The sequence below is a fragment of the Mesorhizobium sp. 113-3-9 genome (genome assembly GCF_016756515.1).
Classification (GTDB): Bacteria; Pseudomonadota; Alphaproteobacteria; order Rhizobiales; family Rhizobiaceae; genus Mesorhizobium.
In genome coordinates this window covers 6,258,817-6,283,157 of record NZ_AP023246.1, presented here as the reverse complement: position 1 = coordinate 6,283,157, position 24,341 = coordinate 6,258,817, and the positions used below count along the sequence as shown (strand labels likewise).

The 24,341-nt window shown below is 63.1% G+C and carries 22 protein-coding genes; 7 read left to right on the top strand and 15 right to left on the bottom strand.

Going from position 1 to position 24,341, the window contains the following annotated elements; genetic code table 11:
* The 5 genes from tssE to tssA are packed head-to-tail and all read right to left on the bottom strand — an operon-like array spanning window position 1 to window position 4,465.
* Window positions 1-756, bottom strand: coding sequence for a type VI secretion system baseplate subunit TssE (gene tssE, locus MesoLj_RS30620; protein ID WP_140775250.1), 756 nt, complete (start codon window positions 754-756; stop codon window positions 1-3).
* Window positions 743-1,198: an Hcp family type VI secretion system effector gene (locus tag MesoLj_RS30615; protein WP_027042794.1), complete on the bottom strand. Its 456-nt coding sequence runs from the start codon at window positions 1,196-1,198 to the stop codon at window positions 743-745. Before MesoLj_RS30615 ends, tssE begins: the two co-directional genes overlap by 14 nt.
* A gap of 48 nt (window positions 1,199-1,246) precedes the next feature.
* Window positions 1,247-2,749: a type VI secretion system contractile sheath large subunit gene (gene tssC / locus MesoLj_RS30610; RefSeq protein ID WP_140775192.1), complete on the bottom strand. Its 1,503-nt coding sequence runs from the start codon at window positions 2,747-2,749 to the stop codon at window positions 1,247-1,249.
* A 3-nt stretch (window positions 2,750-2,752) separates the two neighbouring features.
* Window positions 2,753-3,292: a type VI secretion system contractile sheath small subunit gene (gene tssB / locus MesoLj_RS30605; RefSeq protein ID WP_140775193.1), complete on the bottom strand. Its 540-nt coding sequence runs from the start codon at window positions 3,290-3,292 to the stop codon at window positions 2,753-2,755.
* 6 nt (window positions 3,293-3,298) lie between these two features.
* On the bottom strand, window positions 3,299-4,465 hold the full coding sequence (gene tssA, locus MesoLj_RS30600; RefSeq protein WP_202323657.1) for a type VI secretion system protein TssA: 1,167 nt from the start codon (window positions 4,463-4,465) through the stop codon (window positions 3,299-3,301).
* A 337-nt stretch (window positions 4,466-4,802) separates the two neighbouring features.
* Here tssA and tssH point away from each other — a divergent pair, with 337 nt between their 5' ends.
* From tssH to MesoLj_RS30580, 4 genes are all read left to right on the top strand, one after another.
* Window positions 4,803-7,613 carry a type VI secretion system ATPase TssH gene (tssH, locus tag MesoLj_RS30595; protein ID WP_202323656.1) on the top strand — a complete coding sequence of 937 codons (2,811 nt, stop codon included), beginning with the start codon at window positions 4,803-4,805 and terminating at the stop codon, window positions 7,611-7,613.
* 249 nt (window positions 7,614-7,862) lie between these two features.
* On the top strand, window positions 7,863-8,537 hold the full coding sequence (locus tag MesoLj_RS30590) for an N-acetylmuramoyl-L-alanine amidase (protein WP_202323655.1): 675 nt from the start codon (window positions 7,863-7,865) through the stop codon (window positions 8,535-8,537).
* A 183-nt stretch (window positions 8,538-8,720) separates the two neighbouring features.
* Window positions 8,721-10,451: a peroxidase family protein gene (locus MesoLj_RS30585; protein ID WP_202323654.1), complete on the top strand. Its 1,731-nt coding sequence runs from the start codon at window positions 8,721-8,723 to the stop codon at window positions 10,449-10,451.
* Window positions 10,452-10,468: 17 nt separating this feature from the next.
* Entirely contained in the window at window positions 10,469-10,873 is a 405-nt protein-coding gene (locus MesoLj_RS30580) for a hypothetical protein (RefSeq protein ID WP_140775198.1), read from the top strand.
* 22 nt (window positions 10,874-10,895) lie between these two features.
* On the opposite strand, the gene MesoLj_RS30575 is transcribed toward MesoLj_RS30580, so the two are convergent.
* Window positions 10,896-12,929 carry a hypothetical protein gene (locus MesoLj_RS30575; RefSeq protein ID WP_202323653.1) on the bottom strand — a complete coding sequence of 678 codons (2,034 nt, stop codon included), beginning with the start codon at window positions 12,927-12,929 and terminating at the stop codon, window positions 10,896-10,898.
* 67 nt (window positions 12,930-12,996) lie between these two features.
* Between MesoLj_RS30575 and MesoLj_RS30570 the strand changes: the two genes are divergently transcribed.
* The gene (locus MesoLj_RS30570; protein WP_202323652.1) at window positions 12,997-14,394 is read left to right on the top strand and encodes a YcaO-like family protein; all 1,398 of its coding nucleotides are present in this window, start codon (window positions 12,997-12,999) and stop codon (window positions 14,392-14,394) included.
* 26 nt (window positions 14,395-14,420) lie between these two features.
* On the opposite strand, the gene MesoLj_RS30565 is transcribed toward MesoLj_RS30570, so the two are convergent.
* Window positions 14,421-14,678, bottom strand: a complete 258-nt coding sequence (locus MesoLj_RS30565; protein ID WP_202323651.1) for a hypothetical protein — start codon at window positions 14,676-14,678, stop codon at window positions 14,421-14,423.
* Between MesoLj_RS30565 and MesoLj_RS30560 the strand changes: the two genes are divergently transcribed.
* Window positions 14,677-15,663, top strand: a complete 987-nt coding sequence (locus MesoLj_RS30560) for a DNA/RNA non-specific endonuclease (protein ID WP_202323650.1) — start codon at window positions 14,677-14,679, stop codon at window positions 15,661-15,663. The genes MesoLj_RS30565 and MesoLj_RS30560 overlap by 2 nt on opposite strands.
* Window positions 15,664-15,700: 37 nt before the next feature.
* Here MesoLj_RS30560 and MesoLj_RS30555 read toward each other — a convergent pair whose 3' ends face one another.
* Window positions 15,701-16,501 (bottom strand): SDR family NAD(P)-dependent oxidoreductase, encoded by an 801-nt coding sequence (locus MesoLj_RS30555; RefSeq protein WP_202323649.1) that lies wholly within the window; start codon window positions 16,499-16,501, stop codon window positions 15,701-15,703.
* 89 nt (window positions 16,502-16,590) lie between these two features.
* Window positions 16,591-17,139 carry a glutathione peroxidase gene (locus MesoLj_RS30550; protein ID WP_202323648.1) on the bottom strand — a complete coding sequence of 183 codons (549 nt, stop codon included), beginning with the start codon at window positions 17,137-17,139 and terminating at the stop codon, window positions 16,591-16,593.
* Between the two features lie 343 nt (window positions 17,140-17,482).
* On the opposite strand from MesoLj_RS30550, the gene MesoLj_RS36450 reads away from it, so the two are divergent.
* On the top strand, window positions 17,483-17,992 hold the full coding sequence (locus tag MesoLj_RS36450; protein ID WP_244735210.1) for a hypothetical protein: 510 nt from the start codon (window positions 17,483-17,485) through the stop codon (window positions 17,990-17,992).
* Between the two features lie 39 nt (window positions 17,993-18,031).
* Here MesoLj_RS36450 and MesoLj_RS30540 read toward each other — a convergent pair whose 3' ends face one another.
* The 6 genes from MesoLj_RS30540 to MesoLj_RS30515 are packed head-to-tail and all read right to left on the bottom strand — an operon-like array spanning window position 18,032 to window position 24,239.
* Window positions 18,032-18,805, bottom strand: coding sequence for an SDR family NAD(P)-dependent oxidoreductase (locus tag MesoLj_RS30540; RefSeq protein ID WP_202323647.1), 774 nt, complete (start codon window positions 18,803-18,805; stop codon window positions 18,032-18,034).
* 5 nt (window positions 18,806-18,810) lie between these two features.
* On the bottom strand, window positions 18,811-20,145 hold the full coding sequence (locus MesoLj_RS30535) for a dihydroorotase (RefSeq protein ID WP_202323646.1): 1,335 nt from the start codon (window positions 20,143-20,145) through the stop codon (window positions 18,811-18,813).
* A 22-nt stretch (window positions 20,146-20,167) separates the two neighbouring features.
* Window positions 20,168-21,103, bottom strand: coding sequence for a polysaccharide deacetylase family protein (locus tag MesoLj_RS30530; RefSeq protein ID WP_202323645.1), 936 nt, complete (start codon window positions 21,101-21,103; stop codon window positions 20,168-20,170).
* A gap of 12 nt (window positions 21,104-21,115) precedes the next feature.
* Window positions 21,116-22,141 carry an NAD-dependent epimerase/dehydratase family protein gene (locus MesoLj_RS30525; RefSeq protein ID WP_202323644.1) on the bottom strand — a complete coding sequence of 342 codons (1,026 nt, stop codon included), beginning with the start codon at window positions 22,139-22,141 and terminating at the stop codon, window positions 21,116-21,118.
* Window positions 22,142-22,171: 30 nt separating this feature from the next.
* Window positions 22,172-22,921: an SDR family NAD(P)-dependent oxidoreductase gene (locus tag MesoLj_RS30520; RefSeq protein ID WP_202323643.1), complete on the bottom strand. Its 750-nt coding sequence runs from the start codon at window positions 22,919-22,921 to the stop codon at window positions 22,172-22,174.
* 10 nt (window positions 22,922-22,931) lie between these two features.
* A complete protein-coding gene (locus MesoLj_RS30515; protein ID WP_342215811.1) occupies window positions 22,932-24,239 on the bottom strand; it encodes an MFS transporter in 1,308 nt (435 codons plus the stop codon).
* Window positions 24,240-24,341: the final 102 nt, after the last annotated feature.

Here is a 24,341-nt window from a genome sequence, read left to right as displayed (position 1 = left end):
TCAGGCGTCCCTAATTTCGGTCCGTGCCAAGCCGTTGTCGAGATTGATCGTGGTGCGCAGGCGCATGCGTTCCGGTGTGGGCGTCATGATCAGCACGGCGTCTATCTCGATCTTCAGGCCCACGGTCTTGTCGCCCAGGGTGACGGTAACCTTCGTGGCGCCTTCCTTGAGGCGGGGCTCGAAGGTGGCGAGCACCGAGCGGATTTCGCGGGCCAGCACGTCGCGGTCGAAGTCGCGGGACGACCGGCCCGAGAAGGAGGGCACGCCGTAATTGACCACGCTTCGACGGACCTCCGGAAAATCGGCGAGCGACGGCGGATTGTCCGCCATTTGCTCATTTTCCAGGTCGGAAAGCAGCGGCGTGGCCTCGAAACGCTCGGTGTTGAACAGAGCCTCGATGTCGCGCCGCACCGCTTCCCTTAGCACGCGGGCCGATACCACCACGCCGCGGCTTTCGATCTCCGCGCGGTGCTGGGTCTGGAAGGCCAGGCGATGCAGACGCCGTTTCTGGTCGGGCGTCAGCTCCGCATCGGCATCGATGGTCCGTGCACTGCCGGCAGCGAAGGTGTCGAGACGGTCCGCGCCAAGCTCGTCCAGCAGGACATGGCGCAGCCCGTCTATCTCCGAGGTCAGGCCCGGCAGGTCGTTGACAAGACGATCCCATAGCGATGGCTGGACGGCCTCGCTTTTTGCCCGCAAGCTGCCGGCTATCTGCTGCTTGCCCGCGCCGGGCCGCCGAACCTCACTTGCCGACATAGACATCCATTTCGGCTTCATCATTGCCGTCATAGACGAACTTGATCTTCTTGTAGGCGAAGCTGACCTCCTCCTGGATCAGGTCTTCCTCATCCTCGGCCTGCGACATGTCGTATTCCATGATCGAGGCGTCGGTGAGCGTAACGACCAGGTAGTCCTTGGTCTCGCCATCGATGGTCCGCCGTGCGGAGAACACCACTTCATCCAGGGCCTTGTTCTCGAAAAGAGCCTTTTTCAGATAGGGCGAGGACTTGTCGTAATGTTTGATGAACTTGATCATGCCCATCGACACGCGCCCACGGCGTGAGAGCGAATTCGGGTCATAGGGCGCGACCATCTTGTAGTCGACGCCATGGATTTCGATCTCGTCCGAGTGGCCGTCGCGGGTGCTTGGGCCCTTGATATCGGGAACCTTCAGAAAACCATCAATCTTGACTGGCATTGTCTTTCTCCACCGCTTTCAAACAAAACAAGGTCTGGTTGCTGCAAATCAGGTCTTTACGGACGGCAGTTCCGATACCAGCCGCAGCGAGGCGTTGATGCCTTCCAGCTGGTAATGCGGGCGCAGGTAGAAGCGGGCGTTGTAGTAGCCCGGCCGCCCCTCCACGCTGTCCACCTGGACTTCGGCCGCCGCCAGCGGGCGCTTGGCGCGCGCCTTGTCGTCGGCGAAGGCAGGGTTGGCCAGCACGTAGCGGTTGATCCACTCGGTCAGCCAGATCTGCATGTCGGAGCGTTCCTTGAACGAGCCGACCTTGTCGCGCGCGATCGCCTTGAGGTAGTGCGCGAAGCGCGAGACCGGGAAGAGATAGGGCAGGTTGGCGCTCAGCCGCTCGTTCGACTGGGCATCGGGGTCGACCAGTCGGCCGGCGCGCGTTTCGTCGTCCTGCAGCGAATGGGCGCCGATGAAGGCCGCGAGATCGGTGTTCTTCCGGTGCAGGATCGGCATCAGGCCGAGCTTGGCCAGTTCGGCCTCGCGCCGGTCGTCGATGGCGACTTCGGTCGGACATTTCATCGCGATCGAGCCATCGTCGGTCGGGAAGCTGTGCACCGGCAGGTTGAGCACGGTGCCGCCATTCTCGACGCCGCGGATCTGCGTGCCCCAGCCGAAAAGCTTGTGGCTGCGGTTGATGTTGACGCCCATCGGGAAGGCGGCGTTCATCCAGACATATTTGTTGTGATCGCCCTGCACCTCTTCCTCGAAGGTGAAGCCCTTCACCGGAACGGTATCGGTGCCATAGGGCAACCTGGCCAGGACGCGCGGCATGGTCAGGCCTATATAGCGGGCGTCCTCGCTCTCACGCAGCGACTGCCACGAGGCATAGGCCGGGTTGGAGACGATCTGCTGCAGGTCTTGCGGGTTCGGCAGTTCCTGCCAGCTGTCCATGCGGAACAGGCGCGGCGAGGCGGCGGCGATAAACGGCGTGTGCGCCGAGGCGCAGATGCCGGAAATATTGCGCAGCAGGCCGACATCGCGCGGGTGGTTGGAGAATTCGTAGGCGCCGATCACACAGCCGATCGGCTCGCCGCCCAGCATCGAATACTCGTCCGTGTAGACTTTCTTGAAGATCGGGCTCTGGTCCCACATCTGGCCTTCATAGTCTTCGAGCGTGTCGGCCAGCTGTTCCTTGGAGATGTTCATCACCCGGATCTTCAGCTTCTGGTCCGTCTCGGTGTTGTTGACGAGATACCAGAGGCCGCGCCATGTGCCCTCCATCTCGCGAACTTCCGGCGCGTGCAGGATCTCGTTGACCTGTGTCGTCAGCATCTTGTCGATGCCCGCGATCAGCGACTTGATCGACTTGATCGCATTGGACGAGATGGTCGTGGTGTCGGAACGCGATTGCGCCGCGAGCGCGAGATTGCGGACGAGCTGCTGCAGCTTCTCGCTGTCGTCCTTCTTGACCTTGAAGTCCTTTTCGAGGAGCCCGCTGAATTCTCCCAGGTCGATGGCTTCGGCCTCGGCGGCGACGGCGGTCTTTTGCTGTTCGGCCATGACTTATTCCCCTGCCTTGTCGTCGTCGGCCAGTGCCTGGCTGGCGATCTTGCCAAGCAGCGGCTCGTTGTTCAGCAGCTGCGCGATGCGCTTTTCGGCGTCGACGCGGCCATCCATGAAGCCGAGCAACTCCTCGAGCTGGCGACGCATCTTGAGGATCTCGGCTAGTTGCGGCACCTGCTCGGCAATCTTGTCGGGAGCGAAATCGCCCATCTTGGTGAAGGTGAGATCGAGCGCCAGTTCCTCGTCGCGTTCCTGGCCTTCGGCCTGCGGCAGCGTGTTCTTCACCCGGGCTTTGACGCGGGGCCCGAGCGCCTCCATGAATTTGGGGAAGCGGTTCGCGTCGGTCTCCACGAAGGCTCGGTCCAGCACCGATTTCGACGCTTCCCTGGTCTGCGAAGCGCCGGAAAGGTCGGCCATCACGGCCATGACAAACGGCAATTCGATCGTCGTCGGGCTACCGTAGGTTTCCACATCGTAGGCGATCTGCACCCGCGGCGCACGATTTCGTTCGATGACCTTCGCTTTGCTTTCGGCTGGCATGTGCTGTTACCTTTCATCCTTCTGAGCCGTCTTCTTGGCATCGGGAACGCCGGCGAGGAGCCGGAATTCCTTCAGCCCCGACGGGGCGAGATCTTCCATCAGTTCAACGAAATCCATGTGCACCATCCGGCGCACACGCCGGGCCAGATGCGGTATGGGGCTCGACGGTTCGGTGCGGTCATAGAAGGCGACAACGAGGTCGAGGCACTTCACCACGTCGTCGCGCGAGGAGATCCGGTCGGGAAGCCCCGTGCTCGAGTCCGCGTAGCTTGCCGCACTTGCCATAGTCTCGGCTCCATGACCGTTTCGAGCAGGTGTTGCCGGTTCTGCCGGGATGGGCGGCTTGGCCACGCCATTCGCCACCGCACCCGAGTTCCGTTCGAGGGTCGTCAGCAAACGCTGCAGAAATCGTTTTAATTCCGGAACAGGGGCGCCGCCGCCCTCGAGGCGGGCGCCGAGCGCGGTCTCGACCGCGTCAAGGGCTGCGATCGCAGCCCGGGCATCGGCGACCAGCGAGATCATCTCCGCACCGGCCTGATCCATTTGTGCCGCACATCCGGCACGCACCCGGTTCAACAATTGTCCGTGCGCGCTGACCAGTGCCGCCTTTTCCGCCGTATTCAAGCCGGAGGCGGCTTCCTGGAGCATGACACGGTCGTCGAGCGCGCTTTGTTCCAGGTCGCGTCCGCTGATCGGCCCGATCGAGCGCGGCGCAAAGAAAATCAACTGCCTAAGGTTCGCCAACAACCCGCCCTGACTGTTCTGGAGGTCGAGCAGCGCGTTGATGCGGCGCAAGGCGGCATCGCGAGGCGAAGCGTTGGGCCGCAGTGCCGGATGCATGGTTTCCCAATGCTGGTCGAAGGTCTGCGCAATCAGGGTCAGCCCCTGCGCGAGCCCGGCCAGCCCTTCTTCATTGGCCAGTGCGCGGGTGACGATGACCAGCAGCCGCAGGTCGCGGCCATGCGCACGCAGTTCCCCCGCCTTCGCCAGCACGGCGGACCAGTCGACCGGAATGGTGCTTTGCGACGTGGGCTTGTTGTTGCCGTCGTGGACGACCTTGATCTCGGGTTCGGTCAGGCGCTCCAGCTCGTGAAAAGCCGGGTCGTTGCGCAAGTCTTCCCCTGACGGATTTCCACCGTCAAGCGGACTAAGCCAGAGTGCGACATCAATCACACAAACCCCCAGCGACCAGCCTCAAGCCATACGTGACGCAACGTTATCACACGGTTGCACTTTACCACAATTCAACGAGCGCTCAAAAATTAACAGAAGCTAAACGCGATCGCCTCACAAGCGCAGAAATCCACGGCGTGGTTGCCTTGGCCGCATGCGAACCGTATCGCGCAGAGGCATGCGGCGACGTGGCTGTTTGCAGTCAATGGTGCGGGACTTTCAACAAATGGAAAGGAGCCGGCTAAACCGGGCACCGGGACATCGGTCCATGACGCGCTTTGTCAAGTGACGTCTTATGTGGCAGTTTATCGGCTGGCAGACTGCAGGAGCACGTTCGATGGAACAGCGCCGGTCATCGCAGACTTTCAAGCGCAAGGAACTGGTCGGCAAGCTCAATCCTGTCGGCGTCCGCGCCTTCAAGGCTGCCGCCGATGCCGCCAAACTGCGCGGCAATCCCTATGTCGAACTGGTCCATTTCATCGAGCAACTGGTGCTTTCCGACCGCTCCGATGTGCAGATGATCATCGCCGATGCGGGCGTGGATGCGAGCCGGCTCACGGCCGACATGACCCGCGCCGTCGACAAGCTGCCTTATGGCGCCACATCGATCGAGGAATTCTCCGACCACATCTTTCATGCCATCCAGGAGGCCTGGAACCTGGCAACGCTCGAGTTCGGCGTCGAGGAAGTCCGCAGCGCACATATTCTGCTTGCCTGCCTGAAGACGCCGGTGCTGGAAGGCCTGCTGTCGAAGATCAGCGGCGAGTTCGACAAGATCGATGCCGACGCGGTCATCGCGCGGTTCGCCGATGTCGTGGAGGGGTCGCTCGAAGCCGGTGCCTCGACCATGGTCTCCGCTCCAGAAGCGCCGCGGCGGGGGCCGGGTGGGGATTCAGCGCTGGCGAAATACGCCACGGACCTGACCCAGCGCGCCCGCGACGGCAAGATCGATCCGGTCGTCGGCCGCGATCCGGAAATCCGGCAGATCGTCGATATCCTGATGCGGCGCCGGCAGAACAACCCGATCCTGACCGGCGAGGCCGGTGTCGGCAAGACCGCGGTGGTCGAGGGCTTTGCCTTGCGTGTCGCCGCGGACGACGTGCCGCCCACACTGCAAGGCGTCAGCGTGCGCATGCTCGACGTCGGATTGATGCAGGCGGGCGCCAGCGTGAAGGGCGAATTCGAAAAACGGCTGAAGGCTGTCATCGACGAGGTTCAGTCGTCCGAGACGCCGGTCATCCTGTTCATCGACGAGGCCCACACGCTGATCGGCGCCGGCGGCGCGGCTGGAACAGGCGACGCGGCCAATCTCTTGAAACCGGCGCTGGCGCGCGGTGAACTTCGCACGATCGCGGCGACGACCTGGGCCGAATACAAACAGCACATCGAGAAAGACCCTGCGCTGACCCGCCGTTTCCAGGTGGTCAAGATCGACGAGCCGTCGGAGGCGGTGGCCGTACTCATGTTGCGCGGCGTGGCCGGCGTTCTGGAGAAGCATCATGAGGTGCAGATACTCGATGAGGCGATCGAGGCGGCGGTCGGCCTGTCGCATCGCTACATCCCGGCACGGCAACTACCGGACAAGGCGGTGAGCCTTCTCGACACCGCTTGTGCCCGTGTCGCCATATCGCAGCACGCCACGCCGGCCGAGGTCGAGGACATCATGCGCCGCCGCCAGGCGCTGGAGGTCGAGCGCGGCATCATCGGTCGCGAGGCCGCCATCGGCATCGAGGTGGCCGAGCGCCAGGCGCGGGTTGAAGCCGGGTTAGCCGAAACCGAGACCACGCTGGCTGCCGCCGAGGGGCGCTGGGAGCGTGAAAAGGCGCTGGTTGCGGAGATACTCGAATTGCGCGCGCGGCTGCGCGGTGAGGGCGTGCCGCTCGATGCGGAGGCGACCGCTGAGGTCGACACTGAAACGGCAGTGACGGACGCAGAAAAGACCAAGGTGCCCAAGACTGAGCCGCCCAAGGCCGAAACGACGATGACGGAAACGGCGAAGACCAAGGCAGCCAAGGCCAAGGCGGAGGTGCCGGCGGTTGCCGATCCTGCGCCGCCGGATCCTGCGGCCGACCTTGCCCGGTTGCGCGAACTGATGGCCGAACTGGCTACGGCGCAGGGCGAGACGCCGCTGATCCTGCCCTCGGTCGACCGCAACGCCGTGGCCGCCGTGGTCCAGGACTGGACGGGAATCCCGACCGGACGGATGCTGTCCAGCCAGACCGAAAAGGCGCTCAAGCTCGCCACCACGCTTTCGGAGCGGGTCGTCGGCCAGGACCACGCCATGGAGATGATCGCCAAACGCGTGCAGACCAGCCGCGCCGGGCTCGGCGCACCGGAAAAGCCGGTCGGCGTGTTCCTGCTCTGCGGTCCTTCGGGCGTCGGCAAGACCGAAACCGCGCTGGCGCTGGCCGAAACCCTCTATGGCGGCGAACAGAACCTGATCTCGATCAACATGTCCGAGTTCCAGGAGGCGCACACCGTCTCGACACTCAAGGGCGCGCCACCCGGCTATGTCGGTTACGGCAAGGGCGGCATCCTGACCGAGGCCGTGCGTAGAAAACCCTATTCGGTGATCCTGCTCGACGAGGTCGAGAAGGCGCATCCCGACGTGCACGAGATCTTCTTCCAGGTTTTCGACAAGGGCATGATGGACGACAGCGAGGGGCGCCGGATCGATTTCAAGAACACGCTGATCCTGCTCACCTCCAATGTCGGCTCGGAGGTCATCATGGAGCGGACCCGGAACGGCACGATACGGGCCGGGCTTGACGATCTGGACATCGCCTTGCGTAGCCCGCTGCTGAAGGTCTTCCCGGCCGCCTTCCTCGGCCGGGTGGTGACCATTCCCTATTACCCGCTCTCGGACGGGATGATCGAAGCCATCACCCGTCACCAGTTTGCCAAGATCGCTCGCCGGCTGCGCACGACCAACGATGCGGAACTGGTGATCGGCGACGGTGTCATGGATCTGGTCAAGGCCCGCTGCACCGAGATTGAATCCGGCGGACGGATGATCGATGCCATCCTGACCAACACGCTGCTGCCGGAACTGAGCCGCGGCGTGCTCAACCGGTCGCTCGCGGGCGAAAAAATGACAAAAGTCACCGTTGGCGCCTCCAAGGAAGGTTTCACCTATTCCTTCGAGTAGCTTCGGGCGAACATCGATCAAGCGAGGCTTGCCGCTGGGCGCAGCCGCTTGGGGCATGGGATATCCCGGCAATCATCCCCCAGAACGTGCTGGATTCTCTTGAGAATCGGACCGATCGGGCGCTCCTGGTCGACGGAACTCTCTTGATGGCCGGCGATGCCTCCCGGGCGGCGGGACATGATTCACGCTCGTTTCACGCCAACGTTGCGATACACGGATCGTCAAACGCGAGCTTTGCAGGAGCAAGCGATGCCAGATCCGAAGACATACCTGTTCGATTTGCCGGCCGCGGGTAGGCCGGCGCCATTTGCGATCCCAGAGGTGCTCTATCCAGGCGTTCAGGATTACTGGGCGCGCTCGACGTCGTTGCGGCGTTTCGATCCGATCCTCGGCATCAACGCGGTGGTCATTCATGCGACTGCCGGCGGCAGCTCGGCAAGGGCAATGTCGGTGATGCAGGCCGGCAGCGGCAGTTTCCACTGGCTGGTTCCCGATGAGAACGAAAGCCAGCACGGAAACATTGTCTGGGCGTGTGCGCCGGAATCGCGGGCGGCCTGGCATGTGGGAAACGACAAGAGCCATCCGCGGGTCAATGGCGGCGCCAAGCGCGTCAACCACTGGAGCCTTGGCATTGAAGTCGTCAACAGCCAGGTCGCGGACCCATTCTCAAGCTGGCAGGTCGAAGTGACGGCGAGGATTGTCCGCTATTGCTGGGCAAAATACCCGAACCTCAAGACCATCGTTTCGCATGCCGCGCTCGATCCGGCCCGCCGGCCCGATCCAGGCATGAACTTCGACTGGAAACGTTTTCGCCAGCTCGTCATATCGCCTCCCGGCACGGAATCCGTATCGTCGATGATTGCCGGCGTGACCCCGATGGGCAAACTTGCACCAACTGATGTCCGGACTTGTTGCACCGGGTGATCGGTAGGCTTCAACTATGCATCTCAAGTCGGCCGGGGGGCTGGCGGCGGGACGGATTTTGGGCCTCCCAACATAATCCGTCCCGCCCTTGGGCCAGGCCGTTTGGCCGGGGGCGCAAGATATGGCCGGCTGGTATCGCCGACCGCGTGCGAATGGAATAGTCTTTGACGAAAAGGGCTGGCGATGAGACACGGCGAATATGCGACATATGAAACCCTGGTAAATCACCGCCGCGCGCTCAACGCGATGGCGAGGACTGCCGGAGGTCCCACCGTCGAAGCGGCGGGTGCGGACGCGGGCGACGCTCTTCGGCGCCGGCTCCTGTTTCCCGATCTCGCCGAAAAGCCGATAGGCCTCATGCCGGCTGGAGAAGATGGCTCCATGACGGAGAGAACCCAGACGGCGCTCACCGACATCTCGAACTGCATGCTCGGTCCCATCGATTCCCCCGACCTCAGCGACAATCCCGCTGCTTATACCTATTTCGGCCAGTTCACGTTTCACGACATCGTCTTTAGCCGCATATTTGGCATGCCGGGCGATCGTGCCGGGTTCACCTTGAGAAATGCCGTCTCGGGCAGTCTCGATCTGTCGGGCCTTTATGGACGAGGCCTGATTGTGGACTCGCACCTCTATGACTCGGCATCGGAAAGCGACACCACTCTTTGTCGATTTCCGATCGGCCTGCCCGGGGTCAGCGACAAGCAGGTCAAACTTCCCGTCGATGGTGCGGTCGAAAGGGCGCGAGACGTCCCGCGCGTCGACGCCTCCAGCGGTTTTTTGAGCGTGTGCGGACGAAAGGCGCCTTACCGTCCTCTGATCGGCGACCCCAGGAACGACGACAATCTCATTCTCTCCCAGCTGCAATGCTCGTTGATGCAGGTGCACAACCGTCTCGTCGATTTGCTGATGGCGCGCCGCGCTGTACCGCCGCAGACCGCCTTCGATCAGGCGCGGCTTTACCTGACCGGTGTCTATCGCCGCGTGGTCGTTGACGACTATCTCAGGCGAATTCTGGCCCCGGCAGTCTGGGCGCACTTCTTCGATGGCGAGGAGTTTCGCGGCCCCGGCGTCGCATCGCTGAAGCCGCTGGCGGACTTGCCGATGGAGTTCACATTTGGCGCCTCGCGGTTTGCGCATTCGATGGTCCGCGACCGCTACGCCCTCAACAAGGCATTCGAAGAAGAAGCCGGCACCTTGCGCGAAATCCTGGCATTTTCGAGCCAGCGCCCGAACGGTGACGTTCCGGTCCGTGTGAATTGGGCCGTTGACTGGAGCCGTTTCATCGAGCCGGGCGACGCGGCAAGGGCACTGAAGGCACGCCGTATCAGTCCGTTTCTCAACTACGAGATGGCGGTGGTTCAGCACGCCGCCGACTTCGACGGGACACCTCGGTCCATCGCCTTCATGGATTGTTGGCGCTGTTACGATCTCGGCATCGCATCAGGCCAGACGATTGCCGGCGCCGTCGCTGCGGCGCTTTCCGCGGATGTGCCTGTACTTTCCGGCGCTGCCATGCTGCCCACGCAAAGCTGCAGGAAACGCTACAGCTTCCAGGCTGGCGTGCTTGAGAAGACGCTGCTGGCCCATCCGCAGTTCCTGACCGAAACACCTCTGTCCTATTACATCATGCAGGAAGCCGCAGTGCTCGGAGATGACGGCAACCGGCTGGGACCGACCGGCTCGTTCATCGTCGCGGCCACCGTCGCCGCTGCACTGTTCAATGCCGGGGACAGCGAAATCCAGGTGCCGCTGTCCCTATCATCGGCCGAACCCGGCAATCTGGCGGGGCTATTGGGGCTGGCCGACGACAGGCTGGTTTCAGACGACGAGCTCTACGAATACTTCAAGCGGTACGCTAACCTGGACATGCCGGGGCGGGCCTATCGAAGAACCGGCAACGTCGCAACCTGAAGAAATGGAGAGGGGTCATGGCCAAATTCGAGAATGTGCAGTTCGAAGCGTTGGGAGCCTTTATTCGAGAAGCCATAAAGGATCCCGCCACCATGGAGATATTCAGACACGGCACACAGAACGAGAAGAAAGACCTGCTCAGAGGGTTCATGAACCCGCGCGGCAAAACCTGGGACGAGATCGAGATCATCGCGCATTTCGATGAAGAGAACGTCGTCAACATTGCCTTTCCTTTCACCGGGGACGTCGAGGAGACCGTGCGGACGATCGCGCCCGAGGTCGGCCCCGGAGAGGACTATCCTTTCCCGGCGCACTACAAATTCGACCCTAATGCAGGCTCGACGGTCGAGGAGAAGAAGGCAAACCGGCTCCGGGGCTACCGTTGCCGGCTTGGCGACTATGTTATGTCGCGCTGCAGATAAGATGCGTCCGGCCTCGGCCGCGTCATGCCAGCCGTGAGGCGCGGTCGATACCTTCGCTCAGTCTCGCGCGATCGGCATCCAGGCGGATCGGGAAGACGTTCTTGAACCAGTCGATCGCACTTCGCCGGGTCGGGCGCTCGCCATTGTGCCATGCGGTCGTGACACCCTTCAGAAATATTCTGAAGTCGGTGGCGGCTTTCGCGTCATCGCCCATGAAGGCATGGGCGGCAGCCGACCAGCCTCGGATATCGGGAAACAGGCCGTCGCTTTTCTCGACAGCCTCGACGCAGCTCTGCAGGTCGCCCGCCAGGAATGCAACGGTCGCATGGTAACCGTGGTAGTGCGGCTCATGCAGCGGGTTGAGCTCGAACGACCGTCGCGACAGGTCGACCGCTCGCTGATGGTTTCCGATGAACGCACTGAAAAGCGAATAGGCGATAAGGGTCGCCGGATTGGCGGCGTTGAGGTCGTGCGCCAGTCCGAAATGAAATTCCGCCAGTTCCCAGCGCCGCGCCAGGAGGTGGCTCCAGGCCAGGTTGACCTGGTTGCGGTGATCGAGAGGATCGAGCGCGACCGCCTTCTTGGCGAGGTCGAATGCACGGTCGAGGTCGGCGCTTTCGACTGGATAGCCGGGCAGCACGATCCACCGCGAATTCAGGATCACAGCCAGGCTCGAATAGGCGCAAGCCAGGCTAGGGTCCTGGCGAATGGCTTCTTCGTAACGCGCGATCGCGACGGCGTCGGTGTCTTTGCGCCACAGCGTCGAAAGCCGCTGTCCGTCGAGCCAATTGTCATAGGCCGAGATATAGTTTGGCGACTGTTCGTCGATGCGATGGAGGCGCGTGGTGGAAATCACCAACTGGAGGCGTGAAGCAACCCGCGCGCAGATTTCATTGAAGACGGGTCTCCATGCCGCCGGTTCTCGAGGCGCGGTGGTGGAGAACTGCAACACGCCCGTTGCGATCGTGCGGCATGAAATATCGAAATGCGGTTCGTCCTCGTCATCGGTCGCGGTTATGATCACGGCAAGGTCGGCGGTTTCCCCCACGGCGGCACGAAGCGTCTCGACAGACCCCGATCGGATCGTGTCGCGATCAAGCTCGGTGTGGATTGCGGTCCAATGCCTGAACCGCGAGAGGGTGGCGGACAGTTCACTGACCAGAGCGAACTGAATGTGCGCGTCGGCGCTCCTGTGTTTTTCCGTGACGAGCACGATCGTCGGCCTTTCGACGAGCTGCCGCGGCGCGGCAGGGTCGAAGGCGGCTTGCGGCTGCGCATCCGCCCCGTCCTGGGCCGCTGTCTTGAACCGCTCCAGTTGCTGGATGATTTCGCGTGGCGGAGCGAGATCGAGTTCCGACCTCAGGTCGCTGACATAGCGTTCGAAGAAAACGCGGGCCCTGGCATAGCCGCCTTCCCGATGCAGCGCCCCCAGCATACTGACGACCGCCGATTCATGGAAAGGATCGAGGCGCAAGATGCAGCCGGCGATCGCCTTGCGTTCCGCCAGGCTCGAATTTGCCTCGTTGAGCGATTTCGACAGTTGATGGGTCAGACCATCCGACCACTGGGTCGAAATCATCCCGATCCAGTTGTCGAATACCGGATCGCAATCCTGAAGCCCGATACAGAGTGATCTGTCGCTTCGTGCCAGGATGCCGTCGACAGTCGGGAAATCCCGGTCCCTGAGCGCATGGCGCAGAGCCGCGAGATCCGTTCGCAGGACATTGGGGTCGATCCCGACGGAGAGCTTGTCGAGGACCAGAAACTGCACCCCCGTCTTGAGTTCGATCTGCTTCAGATCGCGGATGGATTGCCTCAGCGAGGCGCGTGCGTGTTCTTCATCGCTGTCGCTCCACAGCAGCGCGGACAAACGCCCGCGTGTTTCGCGCGTCTGTTCGGACAAAATGAGATAGGCCAGGATCGCGCCGGCCTTGCGTTTGTCGAGGGCATAGACCTTGTCGAGGCTGCGTATCTCGAAATTGCCGACGAGTTTGATCTCGAGGCTTTTCCTGGGAGAGCCCCTTTCTCTCTGCCTGTGGATCATGGTTACTGACATGATCGGCCCAAACGCCCTCTGATCATTTAATACCAGAACCGGGCGGACGTTAAGCGAAGATCGAAGAATGCGGCTAGAAAAAGGTCATTGGGAAGTGCTCTGCGCACAGCCGCATTCCGCTGTCGGCTCTTCGAACGCGGTGCTCGACAAGGTGCCCGATACAATAAGGCGGGATCTTCGGCTCGCGGGATTGGAGCTCCAGCCGGAGATGGATGTCGAGGCTTCCGACCGCCTGCGCCTGTATAGCTTCGCCGCCCGTCATGGCCTGATTGTCGATCTCTTCGAGATACCGGGCGGCATTCTGGCCGCGGCGAACCTCGGTCTGGCGTGGAGCGGCGGTATCCGCCAGGTGACTGTAAGCGGAAAGGGATACAGCCGGTCACAGGCCCTGTTGGGATGCCTTGGCGAAGCCGTGGAAATCAGCAGTTGGATGTATCAGGCCTTGGATGAGAGCAAGCTTGTCGCGGCCGACCAGGCCAGCGATATCATCCCGGCCGAGGCGGTACTGGGTTTTTCCAGGCGCCAGATACAGCAGCGCCGCCGTCTCAACCGCATGTGGGAAGGCTGGGATGCGATCCCCCCGCCCGGGCAGCTGTACAATCCCGACCGGTTGGCCCGCGTGCGCGATTTCGCGGGCTCGCGCACCGCGATGTGCCCCGCATTTCTTTGCTTCGGTGGCTTTGGCGAAGCCGTCCATGGAGACGACAGCCTGAACGCCGATTCCAACGGCTGCGCCGCCGGAAGCACGATCGACGCCGCTATGTCGCGCGCCGTGCTCGAGATCATTGAGCGCGATGCAACCGGCATATGGTGGTGGCGAGGCTGCCGGCGTCGGCGCTTTGCTCCCACCGGGGATGATGCTTCCCTGGCAGCGGCCCTGAAGGAGCACGCCGTCGAAACCGGGCGGCGTGTCTGGTTCCTCGACATTTCAACCTTTCACAGCGCGCATGTGGCTGCCGCTATATCGTGCGACGGGGACGGCCGGCGCGTGGCGGTCGGATTTGCGGCGGCCTTCGATTTACAGGCGGCGGCCAAGGCCGCGTTCCTCGAGATGATCCAGACCGAGCTGGCGTTCGATGCCCATGAGATGAGGGTCGCAACAAACGGCGATGCGCCGATGTCTGCCGCGGACCGTCGCGTCGCGGCCTGGCTGGAGCACGCAAATCTCGACACAATGGGCTTTTTGAGCGGCTCCGATCCCGGCTCGGCAACGCAGACAGGCCAAGCAGGGATGCTGTCGCGTCTGATGGAAGAGATAAACACCGCAAGCGGCGGCAATGTATGGTTCGCGGACTTGCAGCGGCCCGCATTCGAGGTCCCCGTGGTCAAGGCGATCAGCGTCGGTCTCGCACACTTCAAGCCGCGGCCAGGGTGTGAGCGGCTCTGGATGTTACCTCAACAGCGGGGTTGGCAGGCAACTTACGGACGCCGCGATTTTGAGCGGCTGATGCCTCTCTTCGTCTGAGGTTTGGGCTCCGCCTGGGGTTGATTTCACGCTGAGTTCACGGTGCTGCTCCCAAATTGCCGCGACGGGTAGGGGAGGGATGCGGCGATGAAGAACCGATACATCCTTATGGCATAGGTGGCCTGCACTTTGGCGGGCAGACGCTGCGGCAGAACCTCGCCCACGATCTGGCCAGCATTCGCCATGCCGTCAACGACGATGCGCAACTGCCCGACCTGAAGGCCTTTGGAAATTTTTTCAACGCCGGGTGATGTCCTCGGCTTTTTTCGATTGGAGAAACTCATGTCCGTGACTGAACTTGCGACCGTAAGGATGGACAGGCGACCGCAGCTTCGCGATATGCGGCGGCTGCGCGGGCCGGGGGCCGGGGCAGCTCTCGAAACGCACATTCGCAGTGAGGGTGCCATGGCCGAGCGCGCGGCACGACCGCGCACGTCGCCGCCTCAATCCTTTGCTGGCCGTACCGGCTTCGATCGGACTTTCCTGACCAGATTCCCGATCGACTTGCCCAAGCCGACCGGCCAGCGATCCCGCGACATAACGCCGGTTGGCGGCGATGCCAGCGGCCGGCTCGACTATTGCAACTTTTCCGTCGTCATGTGCGCGTCGCGGCGCATGGCCATGTTCACCGCCGTCAATATCGAGGGCGCCCGCTCCATTTCGATTGGGCGCGAGGACAACAAATGGGCGCTGGACGGGCGCCTGCCGGCCGAAGCGCAGCTCGGTGAGGACCTCTATGCCGGCAATCGCCTCGACCGAGGACACCTTGTCAGGCGCGAGGATCCCAATTGGGGCGCCAACGCCCTCGTCGCCAATGCGGACACGTTTCACTTCACGAACTGTGCGCCGCAGATGGACATCGTCAATCAGAAGACCTGGCTCGGAATAGAGAACTACATCCTGCAGAATGCGCGGGCCTGGGCCGAGCGGTGTTCTGTATTCACCGGCCCCGTCTTCGGCGGCACTGATCTTCGCTACCGAGATGCGCTCATTCCGAAAGCTTTCTGGAAAGTGGTGTCGTTCATCTCCGATGACGGCCGCCCGTCATCGACGGCCTACGTGGTTGAGCAGGAAAGGGAGCTCAGTGAACTGGAGGCGGCGTTCGGCGCCTACAAAACCTACCAGCGCAGCGTCAAATACGTCGAAGGGCTTTCCGGCCTCTCTTTTGGCTCGCTCGCCAATTTCGACGGGTTTTCCAACGAGGAAGAGATCGAAGGCGGCCTGTCCATTTCGTCGGAGATCAGGGTGCTGGGCGATGTGCGCGTCTAGGGTGGAAAACCGTTTCACGCATTTCCTGGATTTTGCTCTAGTAATGTATCGGCCCGATGGCCCCGCCGCCGCAGGCGATCGCATCGCCGTTGATGGCGACGCTTCGCGGCGAGGCGAGGAATGTGACGACATCAGCGACTTCGGCCATGTCGACGAGGCGGCCGATCGTGACGTTGGCGGCAAGTCGCCGTTCGATTTCCTCGGGCGAAACGCCCGCCGAAGCCGCGCGGGCGGCGACCAGGGGAGCGGTCTTTTCCGTGCGGGTCAGGCCAGGATGGACCACCGTCACGTTGATCCCCTTCGGGCCCAATTCGTCGGCGAGATTCTTCGTCAGGGCAGAGACGGCAACATTGCGGATCGAGCCGATGATCGAGCCTGTCTGCCGGGCAGCGAGCCCGCTTACGTTGATGATCCGGCCCCAGCCGGCGGCGGCCATATGAGGCGCGGCCTCACGCGCCATACGCAGATAACCCATCACCTTGACGTCAACGTCATCCCAGAACAGGTCGTCGGTGATCTCGGCCAGCTTGGGCGGTGGTGTCTGGCCGCCCGGCTTGGCTGCGGCGTTGACCAGGATGTCGAGGCCGCCGAGCGCCGCGATCGTCCCTGACACCAGCGCTTTGACCGAGCTGTCGTCCTGTGTGTCGACGCATAGTCCGACGATCTTGCGCCCGGTTTCGGCGGCCAGTTCGCGCTCGGCAATATCCAGATCGGCAGCGTTGCGGGCGGCGATGACAAGGTCCACGCCTTCCAGGGCCAATTGCCGGGCGATGGCGCGGCCAATTCCCTTGCTGCCGCCTGTGATCAGGGCGCGTTTGCCGTTCAGTTGCAGATCCATGGCTTGGTCCTCGGTTATGCGGGCGGCTTCTTCGCGGAAGCCGGATGTTCCCGCAAATCTAATCTGTGTTGGGAGCTTCGCTTCTTGCCTCAAGCCGCCAGAAGCTTGCGGACGGCGCCGACGATCGCCTCGTCCTGCGGCTCCGTGTCGGAGCCGAAGCGGGCGACGACGACCCCCTTGCGGTCGACCAGAAACTTCTCAAAATTCCAGCTCACTTCGCCGGCCGCGGGCGCGGCGCCTTTCCCGGCCAGCCGGGTCAGCAGCGTGCTGTCCGGCTTGAAGACAGCCTGTGGCCGCGCCTCGATCAACGCTTGATAGAGCGGATGCTTTCGCGGTCCCGTCACCGCGATCTTGGCCAACACCGGGAACTCGACACCATAGGTCAACCGGCAGAATTCCTGGATTTCCGCATCCGTGCCCGGTTCCTGCCCGGCGAAGTCATTGGCCGGAAAACCGAGCACCACAAGGCCTTGGTCGCGATACGAGCGATAGAGAGCCTCCAGTCCGTCATACTGCTTGGTGAAGCCGCATTTGGAGGCGACGTTGACAATCAGCAAGACCTTGCCGGCATATTCGCCCAGGCTTGTGGTTGAGCCGTCGGCGCGGCTGAACGGAATATCGTGGATCGAGGCTGTCATAAGCAAAATACCCTGCAGGTGAGATCGCCCGGTACATTGGTGGCTTCCTGGCTCCCGTCAAGGAAAGCTATTCTCCGGAGCTGAGATTGCCGGATTTGCAAGATCACGTTTTCGCCACCCTCACGCGGTGGCTGATGCTCAGCTATAGCGGTCTTAGGCAAAGGTCATGCTGGGCTTCACACCTCAAAATTGGAAGGGGATCAGCCAAAATCAGAAGCACGGTTGTTGACGGCGTCTTTGATGTAAAGCGCTATACGCTTTGGATAGGGCGGTAGCGTAGAGTGACGTGCAATTCGGCGGGTCGCGGCCCGCCGACAGTCCGCGAAACGATGTGGAGAATTCGATGCGGAACACGATGCTGGGCTTCATGGCGCTTGCGCTCGTCGCGTGCCAATCGGCTCCCGCAGGGCCGCAACCCGCCGCTCTCGAACCTGCGCCGGATCCTGTTGGCACTCCTGCTCAGCCGGTCTCGAGCTCCGCCGCGGCCTCCGCGGGTTCGGCAATCATGGATCCATCCGTGACGATCACTCCCCCTGCGAAGGGCGTTCCAACAAAGTACGCCGCTTTTTCGGGCATGTGGGCTGGGCAATTGGAGGGGGCGTATGAAGCCAAAGTCGCCGTGCAGACGATTTCCGCAAACGGCAAAGTGACTGTCACTTTTGCCTGGGGCAATCTGGGCGACAACAATCCGGGCGAGGCCGCCGGTGAAGGAAGAATTGTCGGGAGCACATTGAAGCTCGGGCGCCTGCCGAATGGCGCGGACATCAGTCTGACGATGATGCCTGACGGGACCCTGGCCGGAACCTATGCGCTCGCCGGCCAGACCTATAGGGGCCCGTTCATCAGGCAATGATCAAACCCGACTGGTCGCCTTGCGGCCAGTCCGTACCCGTCAACCCGCCATCCAGCCGCCGTCAACCATCAGGTTGATGCCGGTGACGTAGCTTGCCATGTCGCTGGCAAGGAACAGCGCCGCTCCCGCCACATCGTTCGGGGTTCCAAGCCGCGGCCAAGGCGTACGACGGAGCGAATAGTCGAGCGCTTCTGGATCGTTGGCCACGCCCGGCTTGCCGGTGATGATCTTGCCGGGTGCGATGGCGTTACAGACGATCAGATCGTCGGCGTGGTCGACCGCGATCTGCCGCGTCATCTGCACGATGCCGCCCTTGCTCACCGAATAGGGAAGGTCGCCGGGGCAGGCCACCATGCCATGCTGCGAGGAGATGTTGATGATGCGGCCGCGCACTTCGTCAACGGGCGCCTGGGCGAGCATCTGCGTCACCGCCCGCTTCGAGCAGTAGAAGAAGCCGGTCAGGTTGACGCCGATGACGCGGTTCCATTGCTCCGGCGTGGTGTCGATCAGATTGGTGCTGGTGTAGATCGCGGCGTTGTTGACCATCACATCGAGCCGTCCGAATTGCTCGACCGTCGCACCAACCAGCGCGTCGACGGCGCTCCAGTCGGAGATGTCGGTCCTGATGTAAACGGCAGCTCCGCCGGCCGAGCGGATCAAGTCCACGGTGCTCTCACCCCCCTCGATCGGTTGCTCGACCGTGTCGGCGATGACGACGCTCGCGCCCTCGGCCGCGAATTTCAGCGCGATCGCGCGGCCGATGCCGGAACTGCCTCCGGTGACGATGGCGGTCTTGTCTGTGAGCAGGGGCATGGTCCTCAGCTTTCCCGGGTGACGATGTTTCCGACTTTCGGGCCGATCAGTTTTCCCTCGCGTACGATCTCGCGACCGCGCAGGAAGACACTTGTCAGCCGCGCCTTGACGGTCCAGCCGTCGAATGGCGTATAGCCCGCGCGCGACACCTGATCGGCATTGGCGATCGTGCTGGACCGGCGCGGATCGAGGATGAGGATATCGGCATCGTAGCCGCTGGCGATCTTCCCCTTGCGCCGGCCAAGCCCGAAGCGCTCGGCCGGATTGCGGGCGCACAGGCGCACCAGATCGGGCAGCGTTATCAGGCTCTCGTCGACCAGTTTCAGCATCGCCTGCAGCAGCGTCTGCAGGCCCGGCATGCCACCCGGAATGTCGGCGAAAGCCGCGCAGGGCGCCGCCTTTTCGGCAGGTGCGTGCGGCGCGTGATCGGTGGCGACGATGTCGATCAGTCCCGCGCCGAGTGCGGCGCGCAGCGCATCCACATCATGCGGCGAGCGCAAGGGCGGCGAGGCCTTGAGATTGGCGCCTTGCATCTCATAGTCGCCGGCGTTGAAGAAGAGGTTCTGCGGCGTGGTTTCGACGCTGGCGTCGGCCATGCCGCGCAGCCGGCTCCACGTCTCGACGCCGAGTTCGGAATTGATCTGGCGGACATGAATTCTGGCCTCGGCCGAGGCGGCGGCGACAAGCGCTCGGGCGATGCCGTTGGCCTCGGCGAGCGGCGGCCGGCTGGCCTGAAAGGCGGCGATGGTGCTGGAGCGGTCGCGCAGAGTGCTGCCGGCCAGGATCGATTGATCGCCGGGCGAGATGCCGATCAAAGTGTCGGTGCCTGCGAAAGCCTTCAACGCCTCTGCCACGGCGTCGAGTGTCGCAAAGAGGAATTCATCGGGCACATCGGCGGTGAACAGCTCAAACGAGACCGGCGCGAGATCGAGCAAGCCTGGTATGTGCGACAGGTTGCGGCTGACGACGGTCTGCAGGCCGACATCGACATGGATGCGGCCTTTGGCCATCGCCATCTTGTCGGCAAGCTGTTCGGCCGTGGCCGTCCATGGCTCATCGGTCGGCATGTCGAGCACCGTCGTCACACCGCCAAGGGCCGCCGCATGCGTGCCGGAGGAAAAATCCTCCTTGTGGGTCAGGCCGGGCTCGCGCAGATGCGCGTGCGCGTCGACCAGCCCGGGCAATAGATAGGCGCCGGCGGCATCGAAAACGGTTCCGGCCGAAACCGCCTCACCGGGTGCGACGAGCGCTACGATCCTTCCGTTGGTGACGCCTACATCGCGCCGCTCGAACCCTTCGGCGTTGACGATGGTGGCTCCTCGGATCAGCGTTTCGAACATGCCGCCATTCTCTTTGCTCTTGTCAGCCGAGCCGCTCGAAGCCGGCATGGTTGGCGAGCCAGAACCGGGCGATGTCTTCGCGCCGCATGAAGGCGGCGGCCGGGTTGTGCTTCACGTGCTCGATCACCTCGCGCAGACCGGACGCCCGGTTGGGCTGGCCCATCCAGCGCGCATGGATGCCGATCGTCAGCATGCGCCCGCCGGTCTCGTCCGCCTCGTCGAGCATGTAGTCGATCGCCGAGCGGCAATCCTCGGCGAAGTCGCGCGGGTTGCTGTAGCCGGGCGCCACCAGATAGCGGCTGTCGTTGAGTGTCTTGGAATAGGGAACGACCAGTATCTCCGTGCCTTGGTGATCGACGAAGTAGGGCAGATCGTCATTGCAGGGGTCGGAGTGGTAGAGGAATCCGCCTTCCTCGACGAGCAGACCGCGCGTGTTGACGCTGGGCAGCGAGCGGCAGTTCCAGCCCAACGGGCGCCTTCCCAGCAGCTTCTCGTAGAGGGCCACGGCTTCATGCAGATGGCGCTTTTCCTCGCTGCGCTCCATCGTCGTGTAGTCGATCCAGCGCAGGCCGTGGCCGAGCAGGTCGTGCCGTCGCGTCTTCATCCATTCGACGAAGGGCGGGTTTTGCTCCAGCGCCACCGCACAGGCGGAGATGGTGATCGGGATATCATAACGGTCAAACAGACGCGCCAGACGCCATACGCCTGCCCGGCTGCCGTACTCGAAATGCGTCTCGGTGCCGAGGTCGCGCACCGGCGGACTGGAAGTGAGATTGTATTCGCCCCAATTGTCGTTGCGGCCGTCTTCGAGCCAGGAATACTCCGAGCCTTCCTCGTAGTTGAGCACGAGGTTGATGGCGAGCTTGACACCACCGGGCCAGGTCATGAAGGGCGGGCGCGGACCGTAGCCGACGAAGTCGCGCGGCTGTGGCGCTTGCGAGGCAACGCTGTGCGTCATGACAATTTCCTCTCAGCTCGTTTCGTTGGCTTCTATCCAGTCCATGTAAGCGTGGAAGGCTTCCTTGCCGGGACGCGGCCGCCATGTGGTGTCGCGCAGGATGCGGGCGATGTCATACGCCCCCCACATGCCGCCTTTCAGGCTAACATCCTGGACGATGTTGGCGTCTTCTCCCGATGTCACCTCGACTTTCAGTCCGGGCACGCGTTCCCTTGCCCAGCCGATGATCTCGCCGATGGTCTGGCTGGAGCCGGAGCCGATATTGTAGTGGCGGTAATTGAGGCGTGGCGCATCGATCAGTGCGAGGATCGCGGCGGCAACGTCGGTCGAGGCGGCGTAGTCACCGACCGGCTCCAGGCTGTTCGGCCTGATTGTCTCACCGGCGAGCGCCATATGCGCGACCCGGTTGGGAACATGGCGAAAGTTGCGACTCTCGGTGGCGCGGTCCATCGGGCCATAGACGGAAGCAAGCCGCACCGAGACTGCCGACAGGCCGAACAGGTCGGCATAGCGGTTGGTCACCATTTCGGAGGCGAATTTCGAGATGCCGTAGAGCGTCAGCGGCGCGACATAGCCGTCTTCAGGCAGTGGCTCGCTGCTCCAGTCGGGCCCGTTGTGGCGGTAGACGGATCCGGAGCTGACATAGACGAAGCGCTTGAGACCCTGTCTCTCGCGCGCCCAGTCCAGCATCCGCACGGTGCCCATGAGATTGACGTCGACGATGCGGGCGGGGTCTTCGGCCTCCGGCTGGCGTTTTACCTCGGAGGCGCTGCCACGCGAGATCGGCGTGATCGTCGCGCCATGCACGATTGCCGTGATGCATTGCTCGTCAAGCGTCGCGGACCAGCTCTTCGGGTCGAGCACATCGGCGGCGATTACCGTGAGCCGATCGCGCACCGGAGCGAAATGCTTCTCGGCCGCCGCGTCGAGGCCGGACCGGTCGAGGATCACGGCACGGGCTTGCGGGTCACGGTCCAGCCATGCGCGTGCGACCACACTCATGACAAAGCCGGTGCCTCCGGTGACGAGCAGCGTCATGCGAACTCCTTTGAAGTTGAATGAAGAAGGTCAGCGCGTCGCATAGCCGCCATCCACGAGCATGTCGGATCCGGTGACGAAGGACGCGTCCGATGACAGAAGGAAGGCCGCCGCGGCGGCGATTTCACCCGGCTCCGCGATGCGGCCGAGCAGATGGGCGGGTCCAAGACCCGTATTGGCGGCCTCGAAGTCCGGAAATCTGCGCAACAGGCGCGCCGTCGCCACGGCGCCCGGCGACAGGCTGTTGACGCGCACCTTGTCCGGCGCATGGTCGACCGCCATCGCCTTGGCGAGATGGATCAGTCCCGCCTTGGCGGCACAGTAGGCGACGGCCTTGGTGGTGGCGACCCGTCCGAACTGCGAGCCGATGAACACCACCGAACCACCGCCGCCGGCCGCGATCAACGGCACCGCGTACTTGCTCATCAGGAACGCACCGGTCAGGCTGACGTCGAGCTCGCGGCGCCAGGACTGTTCGTCAAGATCGACGACGGTGGCGTTCGTCGACGGCGCGGCGGCGTTGTGCACCAGTCCGTCCAGCCGGCCGAATTCTTGTCTCGCGAATTCGACGGCGTCCCGGGCGGAATCGATGTCGGTCACGTCACATTGGCAGGCGGCAGCCGAAGGGCTAAGTGTATCGGCAAGCTGTGTCGCGGCCGCGAGATCATAGTCGGCGCAGACCACGCTGGCGCCTTCCGCGACGCACCGCCGGGCAATGGCGGCGCCAATGCCGCTTGCGGCGCCCGCGATCAGGACAACGCTGCCTTGCAATCGGTTCATCGCGGCGACCTCAAACTCGTTCCTCGACACTTTGCATGATCGGCGCCGTGACCGGCCGGCGCAGAAGATTGTAGCAGGCCGCGATCGTGACCAGGGCAGCGCCGCCGCCGAGCAGCAGGAACATGGCGGGAGGGCCAAGATGCGCCATCAATCCCGCGGCGACGCCCGGCGTCGCCACATTGCCGATCGAGTAGAGCAGGAGCAGCGTGCCGGACGCGGCGACCATGTGCCGGCTGTGAAGCTGCGATGCGCCGAAGGCCATCGCCACCGGATAGATCGTCAGCGCCGTGGCCCCATAGAGGAAGAACAGCACGAACAGCAACGGCACCGACAGGGTGCCGACCCATGCGATCGCGGCGCAGGTCGTCACTGACACCAGCCCTTGGATGAGCAGCATCAGGCGACGGTCGAACCGGTCCGACAGCCAGCCGACCGGGGTCTGCGCGAGCATGCCGGCTATGCTAATTATGGTCACCAGCCAGACCGTGGCCACCGCCGACAGTCCGATCTGCGTCCCGTAAAGAGGTGTCAGCACGAAGATGTTCATGTTGGTGATGCCGGCCTGGAAAATGGCGACGACCGTCACCGGCGCCAGCCTGAAAAGCGCGAGCGGTCCGAGCCGCCTGTCTGCCTTCGCTCCGGGCGTGGGCGCCGGATCGGCCGGCACCGAAGGCAGCGTCGGCCAGCGTAGCCCCGCGAATTTTGGCGCGAAGGCCAGAAGCACCGTCGCCGTCGCCACCAAGAACAGATGCGGAGATTTCGGACCGACCAGCGCGACCAGTATCTGGCCGAGCAGCACGGCGATCGCTGTCGTCAGCATGTAGATCGAGAACATCGCGCCGCGATTGTGCTGTTCGGCATAGAGATTGATCCAGCTCTCGCAGACGACGAACATCGAGGCCATCGACATGCCGCCAAGCAGCCGGAAGCAGAACCAGCTCGGCATGAAGTCGGTGAAGATGAAGCCCAGGGCCGACAGCAGCGCGGTTGTCAGGATCAGCAGGAAGGTCCGTTCATGGCCATAGCGGGCGACCAATGGCCGCGTCATCAGGCATCCGATCAGGAAGCCGACCGGATAGGCGGTCAGCACGATCTGCACGACGTCGGGGTCGACGCCAGGTTTGCCCAGATGGAACGAGACCGCGGTCGTCAGCATGGCGCTGCCGATGCAGGCGAGACAGACGCTTGCCATGATCGGCAGCGTGGCGCGGGAGCGCTCGGCGTTCCGCCAGAAGCGCATCGCGGATTGAGAGATCGACCCCATGAATGCCGCCGTCAGCCGGCTAGGACAGGCGCCGGCGATCGCAAGCAGGGTCAATGACCGACGCTGAACCTTGATGCATTGCGACGGCTCCCCTTGGCAGTCACGCCGGCCAGCGGCTGCTCTCCCAGACAGAAGCTACACTTCGTCATGCACGCC